The sequence below is a fragment of the Caballeronia udeis genome, assembly GCF_001544555.2.
GTDB classification, from domain to species: Bacteria; Pseudomonadota; Gammaproteobacteria; order Burkholderiales; family Burkholderiaceae; genus Caballeronia; species Caballeronia udeis.
On record NZ_FCOK02000036.1, the window covers coordinates 59,658 to 75,830 of the forward strand.

Genomic DNA, 16,173 nt, shown 5'->3' on the forward strand with positions numbered 1-16,173 from the left:
TTCGGCCGCTCTAAGGATTTCCACGATAAAGCCGCGCCAGGCCGCTTGCGGCTCGTTGCGTGCGCCGCCGGAATATTTTCAGGGCTTCAATCGTTTAATCCACGTAGTACTGCCCAAGCGGCGCGAGCGCGCGGAACGTTGCTTGTTGGCACGGATACGCTTGGGGCCCGGGCAGGAGACGATGATGCGCCAGTTACTTCGGTTGGGAATAGTGCTAGCCACCATGAGTTTTGCGGCTCCCGTGTTTGCACAAGCGTACGACGACGCCGTTGGTGCGGACGGTGACTCTGGAGCCCCTTGCCGCGCCGTATTGGGGCAGGCGGATGTTGATGGCTCGACGCAGCAGGTCGTGGAGCGGGCGTGTCTGCAGAGCGATGGGACGTGGCAGATCGTCGAGAGCCCTGACGACAGCGTTCTTATGTACCCGGTCGGGTACTACCCGTATCCGGATCCATGGTATTGGGGGCCGCCGCTTTTCATTGGTGCGGGTGTGAGCTTTATCTTCGTCGATCGCTTCCATCACCATTTCCACACCGACCATTTTCATCAAATGGGCCATGTGCACGTCGGCGCGCCGCTGGGGTCCGGTTTTCATGGGGGACCTTCGCGATTTGCCGGTGGCATGCACGGGGTCTGGGGAGCCCAGCGGCGCTAGGCGGAAGCCTGGATTGACGGGATTAACTCCTGCGAGTATTGAAATTTTTACATGACAAGCCCGGCTGACACGCGGCGGCCGGGAGACCCATTGCCCGCCGCCAGGTCAAAGCCGGACGTAAAGCCGGACGGAAGCCCGGCCGCTCATTGCAGCGTGACCGTAGGCAATTTCGATTCATCCAGCACAGCGACTCCGCAGAACCAGTCGCCTCCATGCACGTCGTATTTCCAGCGCATATTGGATTTGATCAGCGACCTGCAGTTATCGAGCGAGACCATGCCCGGCTGCGCAACGGTGCATTGACCTATTGCAATCGCGGGCTCCTGCAACGCACGCTCAGGGGCGGGCCGAACGGGCGAGGGCCTCGAGATGGATTGCAGGTCATCGACCAGTTGCTGAAGTTCTCCGATACGGCCGGAATACCACGTCGTGAGGCACGCTTGGTCCGCGCAATGCGTTTCGCGCCACATCCATTTGGCGTCGCTGTCGGCACGGAATGAACGTTTATCCGTCACTGCGCGGCGCGCTTTCCAATAGAGCTTTCCGAGTTCGTCGTCTAGCTTCGATAAATCCGGGTCGTGGCAGATCATCTGTTCAGTCGCTGAGCGGCCAAGGTTGCAATCGAAGCTGGCGGCGTGGGCCGCGAGGGGACTGCTCATTAGAACCAGGGAGATCAGGGTGGTCTTGAAGGGGGTCATCGCTATCGCTGTAAGAATGGTCTTTTACCCATACTCGACTGGATTCGATCTCTGGAATGCAAGGAAAAGAACTGGGGTTCGGTCAGTGCTTACCAAATATTCCCGATTGGCCGTGCTGTTGTTCAAAGAGCGCGTAAACAACTGATCAATGTGGTTTTTTTCAAGCTCCGTGAGTTACGCTAGCACGCAAGTACGCCGACGGCTAAAGGATTGAAGGAGGGTCCGACCAGCGCTGCTTGAAGGTTTTACTCCAAGCTTACGGTGTTGCCTGGCCGCTGGCCGCTGGCTGGTCAGCAGGAATAAAGGCTCGCCGCCTATATTCAACGGGCTGTAAGCTCAGGTAAGGAGTCCGGGAAATATTGCGGTCATTCTCTGATGATCACATGCCGTTACGCGCGATCATTACGTGCCGAAAGACAAGTTTGGCGGTTATCAGGCATGTGCGGCAAGCCTCTGCGCTGACAATGCAACGGAGGTTCCCGAGCATGAAGGGGAGCCCGCTGAGTGTCATTATTATCAAGGGTACGGCGCTCAAGGCCAATGCCCCGGATTGAACCTGACGGTCGCAACCGTTTGCTTGGGGCAAGCAAGCTGCCGGGTGGGAAAAATCAAAGGATCTGATCAGTGCATTGGTGGAGCGCGTGAGTGTGGGCCGAAGCTGACGGTAGCGTCGCTTCTCCCCACTAGTTCCAAAACATGGCTCATCGGAGTTGGCTTATGTTGAAAACGGTCGCAGCGTCATCATTGCGTCCTGGCATGTTCCTGCACAGTCTGGATCGGCGCTGGCTCGATCACCCGTTCTGGAAGAACTCGTTTTTGCTCACCGCTATCGATATCGAAAAGATCGTCGCCAGCGGAATTGCATCGATTGTGATCGATACGGACCGAGGCCTGGAGTGCGCTGACGACTCCACGGTCGAGTCGAATGCCCTGTTCGATGCAGGCAGCACTGCCCCGCAGACCGAGGGCGGTCATCTGCTTGTCACAACACGGACACAACTGCCGAGAAGACCGGTCAGCGAGGAAATCGGACACGCAAGGCGTCTGTTCGAGTCGGCGTCCAATGAAATGAAGGTGGTGTTTCAGCAAGCCCGCATGGGAAGAGCGGTGTCGGGAGAAAGCATGATGCCGCTGGTCCAGAGCATTGCGGCATCGGTCATGCGCAACCCGTACGCGTTGACCAGCGTGGCGCGCCTCAAGCACCACGACGGCTACACGTATATGCATTCCGTCGCCGTGTGCGCGCTGATGTCCGCACTCGCGCGCGAACTCGGTCTTGACGAGCAGGGCGTCCTGGAGGCCGGTACGGCCGGGTTGTTGCATGACCTCGGCAAGGCGCTGATGCCGCTCGCCGTGCTTAACAAGCCCGGGAAACTGAGTGTGGAGGAGTTCGAGGTCGCCAAGAAACACTCGTTCGACGGCTGGCAAATGCTGCAGTCCGCCGATGTCAGTGCCGGGGTGCTGGAGGTCGCGCTGCACCACCACGAAAAGGTCAATGGCGGCGGGTATCCGCATGGACTCAAGGACAAGGCCATTCCTCTGCTTGCCCGGATGGGCGCGGTCTGCGACGTGTACGACGCCGTTACATCCGAGCGGCCCTATAAATCATCCTGGCATCCTACCCACGCGCTTCGCAGCATGGCGTCATGGGATGGGCAGTTCGACAAGGCCATTCTCGCCGCATTCATCAATATGATCGGCATCTATCCTGTGGGTGCGCTGGTCAGGCTGGAATCCGGCTTCCTTGCCGTGGTGATCGACCAGAGCAACGGTTCCATTCTGATGCCGATCGTCAAGACGTTCTTCTCCTGCAAATCGAATCAACCTGTTTTTCCAGCCATAGTAGACCTGAAGAAACTCAAAGGCGCGGACCGGATAGTGGCTATTGAAGACCCCAGGCAGTGGAACCTGCCGCAACTAAACGACCTTTGGTTAAATCAGACCGGACCCTTCGCGTAAGCCACGCAGGGCGAGTCGTGACCCATTGCATGATCCTCGCGAATGTTCCCGGACTGCCCCGGGTTACTCAAGCATATGAGTGAGTCGCGGCAATTTCAGCGTGATCCTGCACAGCCAAAACTTCATGCCTCTAAGGCGTTGAAGCACACACGAGATCTGACACGTGCGGGGCGCGAAACGAGCGCTGGCGGCCTGGCCGCGTTCGCCTTGCCGGCAAGGTAATGTCTGGTAAGCAGATGGCATCTACCGCCCGTAATTGTCCAAATGCTCCTCCTCAAAGCGCTCTAATCTCTCTACGCGTGCATGGGGTTCCGCTGTATTGGCTCCTTCAATCGCATATCAGGTCTACTACGGGAAGCTGCGTCAGGCACCGCGGAATCTCAGCCGGTCCCAACCGCAGTCACGACGTTCGAGGGAGAAAAATCTTGCGGCGCTGCCTTTACATCGCAATGCTCTTTTGCATACTCAATCTTCAAGCCTGTGCCAATTCGGTAGAAACGTTTGCGCTTGGCGGAATCGTTGGTGCAGTGGCGGGTGTCTCGGCCATCGTATGTGCGGTCGGGTGTAAATGACTCACGATATGAAGCGCGCAAGCGTTCGCGACATTGCTCGCCGGCATGCGGCAAGCGCGCGGCACGCCATTCTGCGTGGCAACCGGGAGTTGGGGGAGGTCACGCTCTTCCTCTCGTTGCCTGAACCGGCTGACTCATTACCGGCTGACGGCGTTTTACCTGTCGCGCAGCGAACGACATTGGCCGGGCTCCCGGAAGAAGTCAGCGGCACCATGATCGATCGGCTTCTCAAATGCAATGACGTTGTATTGCTGATGGAGTGCGATCAATGGATCCGTCGTGTGCCTTGTCGCGGCAAGCAACGTCGTAGCGACGTACTGCGCTTCCTGAGAGTAGCGGGGCCTCGGGTGCGCGCACTTGTCTATAGCCACCAGGCCGAAGAGGGCCCCGTCTGGATCGATGTCATGTCGGGTGAAATCTCCGCCCGGTAACAGGGCGCCAAAATCTGCCTGCGTTTCCCGTCTCCTGCACTGCTTGCGCATGCGACGGGAAGTAGCGTCGATTAGCGCTGCTTCAACTGCGGCAAGGACATGTTGTTAATGATTTTGTATTTCATGAACCAGCGAGAGGCTATCAGGTATCTCGTGGAAATCCGGCATGACGCGTTAGCCAGGCCAAGTCCAAATGTTATTGTCAAAACCCATTTGCATGAAAGCCCTGGTGTTGAAGGCATTGAACGCGTCCTGCTCGACGTAAGGGCCGCACGTACCGCCTATTTCGTGGAATGCGGTTCGAAGTCGGAAGACCGGATCGTGTTCATTACATAGGCGTGGTGCCCCCGCTGATCGCGGGAACCCGGCTTCATGCGGCGGCAGTCATGCCGCTTCGAATCGCCACTCCTCAAAGCTCCTTAACTCCCCGCTCTGGATGTCGACCCATAACATTTCCCCGTCGGACGTGTGGCTGAAGACCAGCGCACGAACCTCGCGCTGACTGTCCAGGAATCCCAATACTGCACGCAGCGTATGTTTGCCGCGATACCGGATCGCACGGCTTGACACGCCATGGCCGCTAACCAGCATGATGGGGTTGATGCGCACCTTGCAAGCAATCTCGCCTGTCGTAGAAAAATTCATTTCATTCTCCAAGTACGTTCAATACCCAGTGATAACGTCAGCTATGCGAACAACCTTAGGCTACGAAAGACCCGGTAAGAGAGTGGGCTCGAGGAAATCACGGCACCAGATGGATGGGTGATCAGCGGCTGGATCGATCACTCACATAAGACATTTTCAATAGCCAAAAGAACCATGAAATTTTTGTCCTCTACAAGCTGATGACCAAGCGCTGAGCAAAGTGTGCATTACCCGGTCTTTCATCGTCGAGACGGTGCGGCTTAGTCCATAAGCCCCTTGGCTTGCTAGCCAGTTGAGCCTCTTACGCCGTCTTTCCAACGCTACAGATTAGTGCCTGATGGGTCGATATGGCGTCTGGGCGAATGAATCCGTGCACTCGCCATTCAGTATAGGCAGCACTGCGAACCTGATCGACGCAGCCGATTCGGCATCACGGGAACAACCAATCAAGAGGCACCATGGCACTCGATTCCAGCATGTCAATTTCATACTCGGATTTGCCCAATAGCACGGCAAAACCGTCGACCAATACGCAGAGCAGCACGCTTCCTAAGCGGACGACCACGACAACGTCAGGAGGAAGCGGAGATGCCTTGATGGAGGCACTCAAGCTCACGTTGCAGCGCATGGGGATCGACCCGAGCGGGTTTGCATCGGCCACGACCAGTTTCGCAGGCACGGACTCCTTTTCCGACAACTCCGGCACGGCCGACTCCCTGACGCGGGGTGAAGCGAACAAAAGCGCGGGCATGCAATTCCTGGTGGCGCTGTATCAGGCGCTGGTCCTGCAGCACAGGCTCAATGCATCTGCTCAACAAAACGGTGATGCCGCGTCAACGGACCCGGTGACATCGGCTTATGTCGATCTTGGCTCATCGATAGAAGAGCTTGCAAAGACCGTTCGATCTACCGCGGTACAGCGCAATAGCTCAGCCGACACGTGGGACTGGCCGCTCGATGACCTGCTTGGCTCTACTTCCGGCAGCGATGAGAGTTCAACCGACAGCACCACAATTGCCGGCGCTGTCAGCACGCTCGACAATGCATTGCAATCCTACGTGGCACCTGACGGCGATGGGGGAGAGGTGTCGTTAGCGGATGTGCTGGACGGTTTGAGCGAAGAGACTAAAGGCATTAGATGGAGTCCGATCGGACTGGTAGTCGACGTAAAGATCTAAGCCTCGTGGTGTCGATTGACCATCAACCGCTCCGCGGTAAGTGTTGGTAAGGAGCCCAGAAAAACCGGTGATCTTTCATTAATCAACACGGGCCGTTACGGGTGATCATTCAATGTCGAAAGAGAGTTCTAGCGACCTGGCATGCGTCAAGTCTACCTTGAGGCTGCCTCGATCCCTTCATCTTTATTGAAAGCGAGCTTGATCATGAATGTTAACAACTCTATCCCTGCAGAACGTATTGCGCCGACATCCATGCGTCCGACCGGCGGGAGCTCAGGCGGCGCGGGTGGTAATAGCGCCAAGACCGATTTGCCGTCGTCACCTGTCGAGCAAGCAACTCCCCCGGCGTTGCCTTCGAACGGCCTGATTGGCACCCGCATCAACACCAGCGCCTAAAGGGTAGCAGCCTCATCTATGTTCAATTTGCAGTCTTACAAAAGCCACGCGCGGTTGGTGGCATGCCTCGTGGCGAGCGTGGTCATATTGCCGATGGAAGGCTGCGCGGTGGCTGCGCTGCCGTGCCGCCTGGTGTCGGCCACGCTCAAGATCGTACCGGGCGTGGGCCATGCGGCCGCCGCGCCGTTTGACACATGCGCCGATGCGATCGATTGACCATGACCGACTCGCCGCTCGGCACGACGAGCGGCGAGTCGGTTTAATGGCCGGTCCGCAATCCAGAAGCGGGCGGTTAATTGCATCGTGCATCGTGCATCATGCCGCGCGTGGGCAAGAACCTTTATCTGGTGAATCATTAAAACCATGAACTCGCTAAAGTTTGTGATCGTGGCTAGTGGTATGGCTTCGTTAGCCGGATGCTCAGGCGGCTCGAATTCTATTGTGGACATGCCGACGTTCGCACCCGTCGTGGTCTCGAGTCCGCTGAATATTGAAACCGGCGGCGCGATCTTCCAGGGCGGCAGCGCGCTGTCCTTATACGAAACACCTCGCGCCCAACATGTGGGCGACGTATTGACGATCCGGCTGGCCGAATCCTATTCGGCTAACAACAGCGGCAATGCGTCAGCTAGCCGTTCTAGCGACATCACCGCGGAAGCGGCCGACAAGTCGAGCGGCGCCGCGGCGCGGCTGGCCAAGCTATTCAACATTGGGTCCGCTAGCACGACGTTCAGTGGGCAGGGGGCCTTGACCAACACCACGGGGATGACGGGCACGCTGGCGGTGTCGGTTATCGCGACGCTGCCTACCGGCAATCTCGTGGTTGCTGGTGACAAGATCATTGCGATGAACCAGAACCACGATCGCCTGCGGTTATCGGGTATCGTGAATCCCAAGGACATTGAAGTTGGTAACTATGTGTCGTCCAGCAAGGTTGCCAACGCGCGTATTGAACAGGCGGGTGTCGGTTTGCTTGCCGATTCAACCACAGTAGGCTGGCTCCAGCGAATGTTTCTTAGCGTGCTGACGTTCTGATCCGGCAAGGATAGCGGCCTGGAGCTTCATGCGACTAGCGGCTCTTCTTCCTGGCTTAGCCGTTGACAGGGCATAAGGGCAATCGCTAGCGACCTCTTGATCCACATCAGACGGACGAGACTCTGCTCCGTCTGACCGGGTGCTTCAAGCGGTCCAGTGCCCGTTTTCAGGGCGTGGGCTTCACGGGGCGGACCGATGTTTCGCCAGTGTGCTCAGGTCTTCATTCAGGCTCGTGCGGATAGTTGTAATTGCCTCGTCCACGTTGACCGGGCGCAGCAGATTGCGCGCCAGTGCTTCGTAGACGTATTGCCGGATCGCAGGGACCTGCGTTTTTAGCAGCACGTCGTGGTAGATCTCCCTCATCTCGCTTTCCCGGCCGTTCAGGTCATATAGCCGTTGCAAATGCTGGAGATCATTAATCACGGCAAAGCCCTGTGCGAAACTTTCCCGGCCGGCGTGTCCGTCGTCCGGACCGGACGGTAAAGTACTTTGTGCGAACGCGCTGCAGGCGCCGGTGGCCAGGATGCTTGCGAGAAAGAGAGTTTGGGTAAGTTGTTTCATGATTATCGGGTAGGACTTCGAAAATTCGGAAGTCGGGTAAAAAATGACAACGCAACCTCGTCCTCGGCAGGTGACAAACTGGGCAACAGTACTGATCGTCTCCCGATCACCGGTGGACAAGCATGGCTAAGCTTTTGCAGCCTTAAGCGCATCGATGCCGATACCTGCTTGCGATCCATTCGCCCCACGCATTGTCCTGCCCATTTGCAAGCTTATGATTGCGCACTTTCGCTAATGCTGAAGCACCGAGCAACATGTGCGTTCGCCAAGTCCTTTCTAAATATTATGAATAATTTCGCCGCGTTTATTCGAGCAAAAGAGGTAAACGTATACCTGATATAAGCGGCAAGGAGCTTAAGGAAATATTCAGTAAGCGTTAGGGCAAAGCCTTGTCTTTTCCATGCAATTTACTTTAGTGGAAAAGAGGATCATTCAATCCAGGGAAGCTCGTTAGCAATACAATGCGTCGCTTCTCCCTAACGTCTTCGTCAAACGATCAATGGATCAGTTCATCGACGATATTTTTTGATCTCTGTAAAATTTGCGGAGGGAGCATGTTGCTGATCAGCGGTGCAGTTGGTTTCATGTCCGGGGTTCTGGTGATGTTTTTCCTCCTTGGACTTCGGGCGCCTGAAGATCGGGTAGTCGATGTCGCCCGCACCCTGATGACGCACAATCCGGCTAGAGCGCGGACAGTGAGCGCCGAGGCGTTCCTGGATGTGCGCGGTTCCCGGGCCTGAATCCCTGGCTTAGCCGCATGGCGCTGGCCGATGCGGCAGTCGAGCAGTTCATATAAGAAGAGGATTACGCCAATGACGAAAAGAAGCATTGCTGAAGATGCTCAGGACGTGATGCGGGCAGCCGCCCTGATCGAACTCGGTGCGCGAATTCAGGTGCTGGAAAGCGAGGTCAACCTTTCCCGGGACCGCATGATCCGCCTTTATCAGGAGGTGAAGGGCGTGTCTCCACCGAAGGGCATGCTGCCGTTTTCGGTCGACTGGTTCCTGACGTGGGCGCCGAATATCCACGCATCGCTCTTCTACAACATCTATAGATTTCTGACGGATCTCGCGGGCTGTTCGCATTTCGATGCATTGACGAAGGGCTATACGCTCTATCTCGAGCATTGCGAACGTCACGACAGCTACGTTCTGTTGAGCTTCACGCGCGCCTGGACGCTCGTGCGTTTCTTCAATGCAGGCATCCTGCAGTTGACCCGATGCTGTTCCTGCACGGGCAAATTTGTTACGCGCAGGCAAGACGCGGCACACAGTGCGATATGTGGCAGTTGTCAGCCGCCATCGCGGGCCGGCAAGAGCGCCAAGGCAGGTTCGCGCATCACGGAAGACGAAGACGAAGGCGCAGGCGAGTGCACCACCGACCAGCCCGAAGTCATGGACGAGATGAATTCAACGCTATCCGGCGCCGACGTAAAGCCGGAGCGGCAGGAAGCGTCTTACGGACAAGCTGCCTGAACTATTATCGATATGCGGGTCCGGCGTGTATTGCCGGACTCGTGACGAGTCTGCGGCTTCCCCGGCCGCGTCAACGCTTCATTCTTCCAGTCAATCCGACGTTGCAACCACCATCTTGTTGATAAGTGCCGTGACCTTGGTCGTCGTGCTTGCGAAGCGGTCGAGCTTGGCGCCGCTTGTCTCGTAGCTGGCGGCCACCACTATCTTTCCGTGTTTGAACAAGGTGAGATTGATGGCGGAAAGGTACTCGGTGTATCCGTCGGTGAATGTACGATGCCCCCAATCGGTAGCCGCGCTGTACACGAGCGTCGCTTCGCAATTGGGCGGTGAGTTCCCCGGTCCGTAGACGGTCGATTCCACCCCGCGTTTATGCAGCGCGTATTGCAATGCCGGAACAAAATCGCCAACGGGGACCAGGGAATTCCACTCGATGCAGACAGTATGAAGCGATGTCTGATCGCCATTGACGAAGGTAGGCGACGAGTGATTCGATGCAATGCTCATCCCGGCTTGTACGACCGACCCGGCTGCATCGACAGCGGATACGACCGTCAATGCGCAGCCGGATAACAAGCACGGGCCGACCGCGGCACAAACGAGCGAGGCAATGGGCAGAGACCTTTTAACCCGGCAGGCGAGTAGCCCCATTGGTTTAACGATGCCTGTCATGCCCATGAGGCTGCTACTCCTGGTTTGCGTTGTTCGGCGCGTGGCGAGCAGGCGCAATTCGTGAGGACCTCGCACGCTTGCGGTAACGCTGACTCGACCTGTTGCGCTCTTGATGATGAAATGTTGACGCGCCGGCGTATTGACATCGTGGATGATGTCGGGAAAACGCCATGGTCGCGTACTTCGGCAAACGGTGAAACGTCAAGCAACAAACGGCTCCCGCAGGTTCTTGCCAAACCTTTCCACAAGGCTGGGAAAGTCACGCAGCTTGCTGGGTCAACGTGCTTTAGCTGGCATCGACGCTACTGGTCTTCCATTGCTGTACGACGGATTTCACCCAGGCGTCGGGGGCTTTCAGCAGATAGACGAGCGTGGCGTTGCGCGTAGCCGGCAAGAATCGCAAGGTGATCGAACTCACTGCGTTTTCCCATTCATAGACCGGCAGCGCATTGCCTGCCGATGTGGATGCGGATGCATGGGCTACAGCCCGGGGCGCACCATAGCGGTCGGCCAGGGCATGGCGCAAATCGGACGCGGTGCCTTCGTCTATGACAAACGACATCTCGTACAGCCGGAACTCGGTTTGTCCGTTGACTCGTGCGAAACGCAGCATGTGGTCTTGCGCCGGCGTGCCGTCCACTACTGCCTGCGAGAGCGCCCAGCCATTGGCTCTTTGATGTGCCCAGCGACAGGCGACCGTCAGGCTTTCGCGCGTCTTGAGACTCATGCCAAGGGAGCCGGCGATTACATCGGTTTCGCAGACCGGCACGCTGTCGACCGGGGTCGCCCTCACGGTCGCGCCTGCCTGGAATTCGTCGAGCGTTATGCCAAGAGGGATCCCGCGAAACTCGAATGGCAAATCCCGAGGATGCCTTTTCTGATCGGTGGTCTTGCTCCTGGAGCCGCCCGTTTCGTGCGGGATCGGGTCCGCGTGAACGGTGACAAAGGGAGTGAGCGACAGCACTCCGGCAGCTAGCGCAAGCGCGCAGACAAGCAGTTGGGGTTTCATGGCTTAGTTGACCGCTGACGCACGCGGGTCGAATGACATGCCCGCCGTTTGTCCGGCGAGCGCAACTCTGCTTGGTGTTGCTGAAGGCGGTCGATCGCATTGAGCCGTTGCTGGCGCATGCAGCCGGGTTGAAAAGCAGGCAGGTTCTGGATTGCCGTGATGGGTCATGATAAACCTCGCGTAGCGCATTGATTCCGAGCCTCTATTCGACACCGCGCATGGAAGCCCCTGGCTTGCGGCTAACCGATGCGTGGCGAAGCGTTTTACGTGTCGAATCATCGCACCGGCTTTGGGTGTGCGATGTGAGAAGGAGTGCGCGGTTTCCCGCAGTGCTTACGACCTGTTTCCGCTGCTTACCAATTTTTATCGCGAGGCTCGCGGGGATCTCGGGTCTCGGCCAATCGCGAACGTCACGAGCCTGAGCTAGAACATTGTGTTGTCGTTAGCCGCGTGCTCGGGCACCGGTTGGATCACGTCCCAATGCTCGGCAATCTTGCCGTGATCGACACGGAAGATATCGACAATGGCATTGCCCCGGTCTTGCGGGTTGCTTGTCGAGTGAACGTGAAGGAAGACGAGGTCGCCGTCGGCGGCGCTGCGCACGATCGTCGAGCGTGCCTCGGGGTTTGCTTTGAAGCGCTCGGTAAAGAAGCTGATAAACGGCGCAGACCCGCTTGGCACATGCGGGTTGTGCTGAATGTAATCAGGAGCAAGCAGGGTGCTGGCAATGCTCAGATCGTGCTGGTTGAATACCGTGTTGTAGAAACGCACGACCAGCGCGCGGTTGCTTTCTTCCTGGGCGAGATCTCGCGTGGCGGTATGGCCCGGTGTGGCGCTATCTTGCGCCAAGGCGGCGTGACTCGCGACCATGGCAAGCAGTACGGTAGCGGCGAGTACCCGGCGAAGGAGGGATGGTTTAAACAATGTGATGGTCATGGGAAATCCGTTAGGGCGTTTTCTCTCACCGGCCGCTTACCCGCTTTATCGCAGGGCAAGTGCCAGCTCCACAAACTGCTGGACGCGCGAGTTCACGTCGCCATGACGATGAGCGATGTAAAGCGTCGTCTTGGTATCGTCATCGTCAAGCTCCCTGAACACAACGCCCGGTATGGCGATGGCCTTCAGCGTGGCCGGCACCAGTGCGATCCCCAGGCCCGTTGCGGTCAGGCCAATCAGAGTAGACGCCTGCTGCGCTTCCTGGACTACATAAGGTTCGAAGCCGCGCTTCGCGCATAACGCGACGGTCTGTTCATGCACCGCCACGCCCGCTTGCCTTGGATAGGCTATGAACGGCTCGTTGCGCAGGTCCGCGATCTTGACGGACGCCGCCTTGGCAAGCGGATGCCGTGCATGCATGGCGAGCAGCAGCGGCTCTTCCAGCAGCGGTGTGAATACCAGATTCGACGGCGGCGTGGAGAGCGGCAGGCGCAGCAACCCGACATCGAGTTCGCGGGCGTCAAGCTGTTCAATCTGCTGCGACGAAGACAACTCATGCAGCCCGATCTGCACATTCGGCCGTTGCGTGCGATATGCATGAATCAACCGGGGAAAAAGCGGCGACAACGATGACGCATTGGTAAAACCAAGCCGCAAGCGGCCGACCTGTCCGCTAACCGTCTGCCAGACGTTTTCCTTGGCGAGGTCGATCCGCGCGAGGATGTGCTTGGCATCGTTCATCAGGGAAAACCCGGCTTCCGTCAACACCACTGAGCGGCTCGTCCGATGAAAGAGGCGCGCGCCAAGTTCTGTTTCGAGCGCCTGGATCGCAAGGCTCAAAGGCGCTTGCGTAATGCCCAGCCGCTCGGCGCTGCGCCGGAAGTGCAGCTCCTCGGCGAGCACGACGAAATACTCCAGGTGCCTGACGTGCATTGATTGTCTCTATAAATCAATTAGATTTTCTGGAGAATAAATCAGAATGGATTCTAAGGCGATACTTGTTCCGAAGCTAATAACAGAGGGAGACAACATGAACGGTATCGAACTGACCGAGCGCTTGCGGGCCGGTGTTCCCGTCTACGCGCTGGGTATCCGCGCATCGCGAACCACGGACGTAGTGCGCTGGGCCAAAGCAACCGGCTACGACACCATATGGATCGACATGGAACACAGCACGCTGCCCGTGGATACGGTCGCGCAGTTGTGCTCATGCGCGGTCGATCTAGGCTTGACGCCGTGGGTGCGGGTCCCTGAGCGGGACTACGGCACGATCAACCGCGTGCTCGACGGCGGCGCGCTCGGCATCATCGTGGCGCGGGTGGAAACGGCCGCACAAGCCAGGGATGTGGTCACGGCAACGCGTTTCCCGCCGCTCGGACAGCGCTCGCAACTCGCGACGCTGCCCTATGTGAACTTCGAAAAGCTACACCCCCGCGAACTCAATCAGACGCTCAACGACGCCACCGCAATCAAGGTGCTGATCGAGAGCCGGGCAGGCGTGGAAGCGGCGGATGCGATTGCGGCAGTCGACGGCGTGGACATCCTGGCAGTCGGCTGCAACGACCTGAGTGCCGACCTGGGACACACCGGTGAGTCGACGCACCCCGAGGTGGTGGAGGCATGCCGCCAGGTCATTGCTGCTGCTCAGCGTTGCGGCAAGGTCGCGATCGTGGGGGGCATGCCGGATAGCGACGCATTGACGGGCCTTAGAAAGGACGGCGCCGCGCCCTTCGTTTTTGCGGGTATCGATACGGATCTGTTCCTGAACGCACTGCGTCAGCGGATGGAAAGCAGTCGTGCGGCGTTCCTCTAAGCCCCGCTTATTTCAACTATTCAAACCCATTGTCATGGCCGAGACTCCGCTGATTTCCACCCCGATGCGTGCGTTCGATACGCTGTCACGCCCCGCCTTCGAGATGCCCGCTCATGCTTGCGACGCGCACATGCATGCGTTCGGCCCCGAGGCAGTGTATCCCCATGTGGCGCACCCGCATTACACCTTGCCGGACGGTAAGCTGGGATCCTACCTGCAGTTGATGAACGTGCTTCAACTTGAGCGTTTCGTGATCGTGCAACCGAGTTTCTACGGCACGGATAACCGTTGCCTGATCGACACCTTGAACGCTGCCGGACCGATTGCACGAGGCGTTGTGATGATCGAAGAAAATACCGATGCAGCCGCGCTTGATCGTTACCATCGGGCAGGTGTTCGTGCCGTGCGCTTAGACCTGTTCGCGCGTTCGGCGCTGCCGACCGAAGAGATTCAGCAGTACATCACCCGCATGGCGCGGCTGTGCACGAGCCTCGGCTGGCATGTGCAGTTCTACGCGCCCGGCTGGGTGGTGCGTAACCTGATTCCGTTCCTGGCGGACGTGCAATCGGACTTCGTGATCGATCACATGGGGTACATGCTTGAAGAGGACGGTCTCACAGCGGCGGATTTCGAGCGCTTGCTGAGCCTGCTCAAGGACGGCAATTGCTGGCTCAAGCTCAGTGCGCCGTACCGGATTGCCAAACATCGCGGGTACGACGCCGTTGCGCCGATGGCGCAGAAGATTATTGACGCAGCACCGCGCAAGGTTATCTGGGGGTCTGACTGGCCGCACATTCCCGACTCGACTCGCGACACCGGAGAGCTGCTCAATCTGCTGGGCGCGTGGACGGAAGACCCTGTGGTTCGCCAGGTGATTCTCTCCGACAACCCCGCGCGGCTATTTGATTACTGACCTGTATCACGGAGTCTTCAGGCGATGACTTATCAACCGCATCCCGCTTTTGCCGATCTGTTCCGCGCGTTTACATCGGACCCGGCCAGCATTGGCAACCAGTTGACGCAACAGATGACGCAGCGTGAGGCGGACGCGCCGCTGCTGGTATCGACTGGTTCGGACATCGTACTGTTTCCGGGCGGCGGACGGCCAGCGTCCATAGAGAGCTTCCGCAAATCTACTCGGGGTTTCATCGAACTGACCGCCGTGTCGCATCTGCCGCTTGCGATTGCCTATCTCGCACGAATGCGCGAACTCGGCGCCGGCGACGACGGCTGGCAGCAAGCCGCCGCGAAGCTCTTGGTTCATGCACGCAATACTCGCGAGGCCAATTCACCGGCGCTATGGCGCGACGAGATCGCAGTCCGGAGTCTGGCGGGCTTCGACGTCAAGCTCGCAAACCTTGTCGACTATACGTGCGGCACCACGGTCGATCTACTTCAGCGTGCAGCAGACGAACCTGCGTTGATGAGCTTCGATTTCTTGCTCGATCACTATTTCGCCCCACTGGATTCGGACACGGTCCCGGTGCCCATGAACGACGTGATGTTCGCGACCTTCGGTCTCGCGTTCCTGGATATCGTCTACCGGATCGGCAACTGGCTGCGTGCTCAGGAGCTCGACTGGTCACGCCTGATGGTGCTGGTCAGCGGAAGATCGGGTCGCCCGACGGCTGGTGCAACGTGGGCGACCAACAACATGTGCCATCTGATCTGGCGCGTCTCTGACGGTGCGTTGCCGCCTGAACGCGTGTTTGTTGCACCGCATGCACCGTCGTTCTCGGTGGCAGAGTTGCCTGATGCCGCGGGTCTGGTTGCGCTGGAAAACACCTATCGGATGCTGTGGCAGAACACGCGTGCCAGCATAGATGTGGCGCGGGAGTTGTTTCCGGATCATCCGGGGTATCGCTTTGAACCGGCAGCCGCCGAGCGCATGCCACCGATCATGTCGGTGAACGACCGAGATGCCACTACCGCGCGGCTCAGACGCATCATGGAAGACCCGGCGCAACTGTTGTCGAACTGTGTGGCCGACTACATCATCGATCAGTTGCAGGCCAACGGGAATCGCCCGGAGCAAGTGGAGATTCCAGGCTTCACGAACGTCACCTATCCCGGGCCGTCGACGTGGTAGAAGCCGTCAAGCAGTAGCAAGCAACAAGACATTGGCATGGCAGGGCGGTCAT

19 protein-coding genes are annotated in these 16,173 nt (G+C 58.1%); 12 read left to right on the top strand and 7 right to left on the bottom strand.

Annotation, left to right across the window (positions count from 1 at the left end; all coding sequences use genetic code 11):
* Positions 1–184: 184 nt before the first annotated feature.
* Entirely contained in the window at positions 185–655 is a 471-nt protein-coding gene (locus AWB69_RS23875; RefSeq protein WP_062089292.1) for a hypothetical protein, read from the top strand.
* Between the two features lie 143 nt (positions 656–798).
* On the opposite strand, the gene AWB69_RS23880 is transcribed toward AWB69_RS23875, so the two are convergent.
* Positions 799–1,353, bottom strand: a complete 555-nt coding sequence (locus tag AWB69_RS23880) for a lysozyme inhibitor LprI family protein (protein ID WP_062089293.1) — start codon at positions 1,351–1,353, stop codon at positions 799–801.
* Between the two features lie 717 nt (positions 1,354–2,070).
* Between AWB69_RS23880 and AWB69_RS23885 the strand changes: the two genes are divergently transcribed.
* Both AWB69_RS23885 and AWB69_RS47910 read left to right on the top strand, forming a co-directional pair.
* Positions 2,071–3,312: an HD-GYP domain-containing protein gene (locus AWB69_RS23885; protein ID WP_062089294.1), complete on the top strand. Its 1,242-nt coding sequence runs from the start codon at positions 2,071–2,073 to the stop codon at positions 3,310–3,312.
* Between the two features lie 568 nt (positions 3,313–3,880).
* A complete protein-coding gene (locus AWB69_RS47910) occupies positions 3,881–4,315 on the top strand; it encodes a hypothetical protein (RefSeq protein WP_231937214.1) in 435 nt (144 codons plus the stop codon).
* Between the two features lie 384 nt (positions 4,316–4,699).
* Here AWB69_RS47910 and AWB69_RS23900 read toward each other — a convergent pair whose 3' ends face one another.
* A complete protein-coding gene (locus AWB69_RS23900; protein ID WP_062089297.1) occupies positions 4,700–4,960 on the bottom strand; it encodes a hypothetical protein in 261 nt (86 codons plus the stop codon).
* A 596-nt stretch (positions 4,961–5,556) separates the two neighbouring features.
* Here AWB69_RS23900 and AWB69_RS23905 point away from each other — a divergent pair.
* From AWB69_RS23905 to AWB69_RS23915, 4 genes are all read left to right on the top strand, one after another.
* The gene (locus AWB69_RS23905) at positions 5,557–6,138 is read left to right on the top strand and encodes a hypothetical protein (protein WP_062089298.1); all 582 of its coding nucleotides are present in this window, start codon (positions 5,557–5,559) and stop codon (positions 6,136–6,138) included.
* Between the two features lie 141 nt (positions 6,139–6,279).
* Positions 6,280–6,534: a hypothetical protein gene (locus tag AWB69_RS47915; protein ID WP_156528951.1), complete on the top strand. Its 255-nt coding sequence runs from the start codon at positions 6,280–6,282 to the stop codon at positions 6,532–6,534.
* Positions 6,535–6,552: 18 nt separating this feature from the next.
* Positions 6,553–6,750, top strand: coding sequence for a DUF6726 family protein (locus tag AWB69_RS23910; protein ID WP_062089299.1), 198 nt, complete (start codon positions 6,553–6,555; stop codon positions 6,748–6,750).
* A gap of 183 nt (positions 6,751–6,933) precedes the next feature.
* Positions 6,934–7,569 (top strand): flagellar basal body L-ring protein FlgH, encoded by a 636-nt coding sequence (locus AWB69_RS23915; protein ID WP_231937215.1) that lies wholly within the window; start codon positions 6,934–6,936, stop codon positions 7,567–7,569.
* A gap of 180 nt (positions 7,570–7,749) precedes the next feature.
* On the opposite strand, the gene AWB69_RS23920 is transcribed toward AWB69_RS23915, so the two are convergent.
* A complete protein-coding gene (locus AWB69_RS23920; protein ID WP_062089301.1) occupies positions 7,750–8,130 on the bottom strand; it encodes a hypothetical protein in 381 nt (126 codons plus the stop codon).
* Positions 8,131–8,684: 554 nt separating this feature from the next.
* Here AWB69_RS23920 and AWB69_RS23925 point away from each other — a divergent pair.
* Positions 8,685–8,870 (top strand): hypothetical protein, encoded by a 186-nt coding sequence (locus AWB69_RS23925; RefSeq protein WP_062089302.1) that lies wholly within the window; start codon positions 8,685–8,687, stop codon positions 8,868–8,870.
* Between the two features lie 72 nt (positions 8,871–8,942).
* Positions 8,943–9,605 (top strand): flagellar transcriptional regulator FlhC, encoded by a 663-nt coding sequence (gene flhC / locus AWB69_RS23930; protein ID WP_062089303.1) that lies wholly within the window; start codon positions 8,943–8,945, stop codon positions 9,603–9,605.
* Between the two features lie 90 nt (positions 9,606–9,695).
* Here the strand turns inward: flhC and AWB69_RS23935 are convergent, their stop codons facing one another.
* From AWB69_RS23935 to AWB69_RS23950, 4 genes are all read right to left on the bottom strand, one after another.
* Positions 9,696–10,160, bottom strand: coding sequence for a hypothetical protein (locus AWB69_RS23935; protein WP_231937216.1), 465 nt, complete (start codon positions 10,158–10,160; stop codon positions 9,696–9,698).
* Positions 10,161–10,560: 400 nt separating this feature from the next.
* Positions 10,561–11,283 (bottom strand): hypothetical protein, encoded by a 723-nt coding sequence (locus tag AWB69_RS23940; RefSeq protein ID WP_062089304.1) that lies wholly within the window; start codon positions 11,281–11,283, stop codon positions 10,561–10,563.
* Between the two features lie 423 nt (positions 11,284–11,706).
* Positions 11,707–12,219: a nuclear transport factor 2 family protein gene (locus AWB69_RS23945; protein ID WP_062089305.1), complete on the bottom strand. Its 513-nt coding sequence runs from the start codon at positions 12,217–12,219 to the stop codon at positions 11,707–11,709.
* A 45-nt stretch (positions 12,220–12,264) separates the two neighbouring features.
* The gene (locus tag AWB69_RS23950) at positions 12,265–13,152 is read right to left on the bottom strand and encodes a LysR substrate-binding domain-containing protein (RefSeq protein ID WP_062089306.1); all 888 of its coding nucleotides are present in this window, start codon (positions 13,150–13,152) and stop codon (positions 12,265–12,267) included.
* A gap of 97 nt (positions 13,153–13,249) precedes the next feature.
* On the opposite strand from AWB69_RS23950, the gene AWB69_RS23955 reads away from it, so the two are divergent.
* Genes AWB69_RS23955 through AWB69_RS23965 form a run of 3 tightly spaced genes read left to right on the top strand, consistent with a single transcriptional unit; the run spans position 13,250 to position 16,121 of the window.
* Positions 13,250–14,032: an HpcH/HpaI aldolase family protein gene (locus AWB69_RS23955; protein ID WP_062089307.1), complete on the top strand. Its 783-nt coding sequence runs from the start codon at positions 13,250–13,252 to the stop codon at positions 14,030–14,032.
* A 34-nt stretch (positions 14,033–14,066) separates the two neighbouring features.
* Positions 14,067–14,945, top strand: a complete 879-nt coding sequence (locus tag AWB69_RS23960; RefSeq protein ID WP_062089308.1) for an amidohydrolase family protein — start codon at positions 14,067–14,069, stop codon at positions 14,943–14,945.
* Between the two features lie 24 nt (positions 14,946–14,969).
* Positions 14,970–16,121, top strand: a complete 1,152-nt coding sequence (locus AWB69_RS23965; protein WP_062089309.1) for a DUF5624 domain-containing protein — start codon at positions 14,970–14,972, stop codon at positions 16,119–16,121.
* Positions 16,122–16,173: the final 52 nt, after the last annotated feature.

What these genes read in the sequence shown, in the direction of transcription:
- AWB69_RS23900 (WP_062089297.1), bottom strand. Translation starts at nt 4,960, where the DNA reads ATGAATTTTTCTACGACAGGCGAGATTGCTTGCAAGGTGCGCATCAAC.
- AWB69_RS23965 (WP_062089309.1), top strand. Translation starts at nt 14,970, where the DNA reads ATGACTTATCAACCGCATCCCGCTTTTGCCGATCTGTTCCGCGCGTTT.
- AWB69_RS23880 (WP_062089293.1), bottom strand. Translation starts at nt 1,353, where the DNA reads ATGACCCCCTTCAAGACCACCCTGATCTCCCTGGTTCTAATGAGCAGT.
- AWB69_RS23945 (WP_062089305.1), bottom strand. Translation starts at nt 12,219, where the DNA reads ATGACCATCACATTGTTTAAACCATCCCTCCTTCGCCGGGTACTCGCC.
- AWB69_RS23925 (WP_062089302.1), top strand. Translation starts at nt 8,685, where the DNA reads ATGTTGCTGATCAGCGGTGCAGTTGGTTTCATGTCCGGGGTTCTGGTG.
- AWB69_RS23910 (WP_062089299.1), top strand. Translation starts at nt 6,553, where the DNA reads ATGTTCAATTTGCAGTCTTACAAAAGCCACGCGCGGTTGGTGGCATGC.
- flhC (WP_062089303.1), top strand. Translation starts at nt 8,943, where the DNA reads ATGACGAAAAGAAGCATTGCTGAAGATGCTCAGGACGTGATGCGGGCA.
- AWB69_RS23875 (WP_062089292.1), top strand. Translation starts at nt 185, where the DNA reads ATGCGCCAGTTACTTCGGTTGGGAATAGTGCTAGCCACCATGAGTTTT.
- AWB69_RS23940 (WP_062089304.1), bottom strand. Translation starts at nt 11,283, where the DNA reads ATGAAACCCCAACTGCTTGTCTGCGCGCTTGCGCTAGCTGCCGGAGTG.
- AWB69_RS23960 (WP_062089308.1), top strand. Translation starts at nt 14,067, where the DNA reads ATGGCCGAGACTCCGCTGATTTCCACCCCGATGCGTGCGTTCGATACG.
- AWB69_RS47910 (WP_231937214.1), top strand. Translation starts at nt 3,881, where the DNA reads ATGACTCACGATATGAAGCGCGCAAGCGTTCGCGACATTGCTCGCCGG.
- AWB69_RS23920 (WP_062089301.1), bottom strand. Translation starts at nt 8,130, where the DNA reads ATGAAACAACTTACCCAAACTCTCTTTCTCGCAAGCATCCTGGCCACC.
- AWB69_RS23915 (WP_231937215.1), top strand. Translation starts at nt 6,934, where the DNA reads ATGGCTTCGTTAGCCGGATGCTCAGGCGGCTCGAATTCTATTGTGGAC.
- AWB69_RS47915 (WP_156528951.1), top strand. Translation starts at nt 6,280, where the DNA reads ATGCGTCAAGTCTACCTTGAGGCTGCCTCGATCCCTTCATCTTTATTG.
- AWB69_RS23885 (WP_062089294.1), top strand. Translation starts at nt 2,071, where the DNA reads ATGTTGAAAACGGTCGCAGCGTCATCATTGCGTCCTGGCATGTTCCTG.
- AWB69_RS23905 (WP_062089298.1), top strand. Translation starts at nt 5,557, where the DNA reads ATGGAGGCACTCAAGCTCACGTTGCAGCGCATGGGGATCGACCCGAGC.
- AWB69_RS23955 (WP_062089307.1), top strand. Translation starts at nt 13,250, where the DNA reads ATGAACGGTATCGAACTGACCGAGCGCTTGCGGGCCGGTGTTCCCGTC.
- AWB69_RS23950 (WP_062089306.1), bottom strand. Translation starts at nt 13,152, where the DNA reads ATGCACGTCAGGCACCTGGAGTATTTCGTCGTGCTCGCCGAGGAGCTG.